This is a genomic window from Cyanobacteriota bacterium (genome assembly GCA_025054735.1).
GTDB lineage: Bacteria > Cyanobacteriota > Cyanobacteriia > SKYG9 > SKYG9 > SKYG9.
This window is the reverse complement of the sequence record JANWZG010000449.1, coordinates 1-2906: the sequence shown is the minus strand read 5'-3', so window position 1 is coordinate 2906 and position 2906 is coordinate 1. Positions and strand designations below refer to the sequence as shown.

2 protein-coding genes are annotated in these 2906 nt (G+C 52.6%); both read left to right on the top strand.

The window, feature by feature from the left end; translation table 11 throughout:
* A partial coding sequence (locus tag NZ772_16620) for a valine--tRNA ligase (protein MCS6815179.1) occupies positions 1-2420 on the top strand: 2420 nt, incomplete at its 5' end.
* Between the two features lie 66 nt (positions 2421-2486).
* On the top strand, positions 2487-2906 hold a 420-nt coding region (locus tag NZ772_16615; GenBank protein ID MCS6815178.1), incomplete at its 3' end, for a Uma2 family endonuclease.

Genomic DNA, 2906 nt, shown 5'->3' with positions numbered 1-2906 from the left:
ATATTGGACGGCAAGCATACCTGGAGCAGGCATGGCAGTGGAAAGAAGAATCGGGGGGGACGATCGTTGGGCAGTTGCGTCGTTTGGGGCTATCCGTGGACTGGACGCGGGAACGGTTCACCATGGATGAAGGACTCTCCCAAGCCGTAGTGGAGGCATTCACCCGCCTTTATGAGGAAGGGTTGATTTATCGTGGCAAGTACTTGGTGAACTGGTGTCCGGCTAGCCAATCGGCGGTGTCTGACCTAGAGGTAGAAAATCGCGAGGTGAATGGTAACCTATGGCACTTCCGCTATCCTCTTACGGATGGTTCTGGCTATGTGGAGGTAGCAACAACACGCCCAGAGACAATGCTGGGAGATACAGCGGTGGCAGTGAACCCAGCAGACGATCGCTACCGGGCGATCGTGGGCAAAACGGTCACTCTACCTATCCTCAATCGCGAAATCCCCATCATTGCCGATGCCTACGTAGATGCTGAGTTTGGCACGGGTTGTGTGAAAGTTACTCCTGCCCATGATCCCAATGACTTTGAGATGGGCAAGCGCCACAACCTGCCTATGATCACAATCATGAATAAAGATGGCACCCTCAACGAAAACGCAGGTGAATTCCAGGGACAGGATCGCTTCGTTGCCCGCAAGAACGTAGTAGCAAAATTGGAGGAACTGGGCTATCTGGTGAAGGTAGAGGACTACAAACATTCCGTGCCCTACAGCGATCGCGGCAAGGTGCCTGTAGAGCCACTGCTCTCTACCCAATGGTTTGTGCAGATTCGTCCCCTAGCAGACCGGGCACTGGACTTTTTGGACAACCACACTCTGCCCGTATTTGTGCCCGATCGCTGGACAAAAGTCTACCGTGACTGGCTTGTTAGCCTAAGAGATTGGTGCATCTCCCGTCAACTGTGGTGGGGACACCAAATTCCTGCTTGGTATGCCATCAGCGAAACCAATGGTGAAATCACCGACGACACCCCCTTCGTGGTCGCCCGCACTCAAGCAGAGGCAGAGGAAAAAGCGATCGCCCAGTTTGGTGCCGATGTGCAACTAGAGCAAGACCCTGACGTACTTGACACTTGGTTCTCCTCTGCTTTGTGGCCCTTCTCCACCCTGGGCTGGCCTGCTGACACCACCGACCTCCGCACCTACTACCCCACTACCACCTTGGTCACCGGCTTCGATATTATCTTCTTCTGGGTTGCCCGCATGACGATGATGGCCGGACACTTCACCGGAAAAATGCCTTTCCAAACCGTCTATATTCATGGTCTTGTGCGGGATGAGAACAATAAGAAGATGTCCAAATCCGCCAATAATGGTATCGATCCCCTGTTGCTAATTGACAAATATGGCACTGACTCCCTGCGCTACGCCCTTGTGCGCGAAGTCGTGGGCGCAGGGCAAGACATCCGCCTAGAGTACAACCGCAAAACCGATGAATCTGCCTCAGTGGAAGCCTCTCGCAACTTCAGCAACAAACTGTGGAATGCCTCCCGATTCGTGATGATGAATCTAGCAGGTTTGAACTTTCAGGTTCTAGGTTCTAGCCAGCAAACCACAGATCCTCCCCCTAACACCTATTCCCTCGCCGATCGCTGGATTCTCTCCCGCTATCACCAAACTATCCAACAGACCCGCACCTACATCGACACCTTTGGCCTAGGGGAAGCCGCCAAGGGCTTGTATGAGTTCATCTGGGGAGATTTCTGCGACTGGTACATTGAACTGGTGAAGTCCCGGTTGCAGGGAGAAGATGCGGACGATCGTCGCACTGCCCAATCCATCCTGGCATCGGTGCTAGACGGCACTCTCCGGTTACTCCATCCCTTCATGCCCCACATCACGGAAGAAATTTGGCATACCCTTACGGGTGCGGAAAACAGCACCTTCCTAGCACTGCAAGCCTATCCAGAAGCAGACTCTAACTTCATTGATCCCCAACTAGAACAGAACTTTGAGCTACTGATTGGTGTAATTCGCACCCTGCGCAACCTGCGGGCAGAAGCAGATATCAAACCTGCTACTAAAATTCGGGCCATCTTGCAGAGTGACAATCCCCATGAGCGCCAAATCCTCTCTGAGGGACAAACCTACATCCGTGATCTCGCAAAGGTGGAGGATCTACAAGTAGTGGCAGAGCAAGATGTCACAGCTTTGGGACAAACAATCGTCGGCGTGAGCAGCACTGTCCAAATCATTGTTCCTCTTGCTGGTGTGGTCGATGTTGCCGCGTTGCGCGCCAAGCTAGACAAGGCGATCGCCAAACTCGATGCCGAAATTCAAGGACTCAAGACCCGCTTAAGCAATCCTAACTTCATCGATCGCGCCGCTCCTGATGTGGTGCAAGCTGCCCGCGATGCCCTCGCCGAAGCCGAAAAGCAGCGGCAAATCCTCCAACAGCGCTGCGATCAACTCTAGGGCACCACTTAGTTAAAATTCAATTAATTACCTGCTCTCGATTACCCTCATGTAGGAGCAATCATCATGGTTCTAGCTACTCAACCCCCGACCCAGATCTTAACCATTGAGGACTATCTCGCCTATGACGATGGGACTGATACCCGCTACGAGTTGGTGGATGGAGCCTTAGTTGCCATGCCCTGCGAATCCATAGAAAACTCCCAGATTGTTATACGGCTACTCTTTGAACTTGCTAAGGTTGTCCCCATTTCTCTCCTGTGCCATAGGGTAGAAATTGAAGTGACCGGACGCAGATCAACCATACGACTGCCAGATCTAGTTATACTTGGTGACGAATGCTATGCCGCTCTGCAAGGAAAAAGTCGCGGTATTATTACTCGCGATATGCCACCCCCGCTGGTAGTAATTGAAGTTGTCTCACCGGGCGGTACCAACATGGTCAGAGACTATCGCTACAAACGCTCTGAATACGCAGCTAGGGGC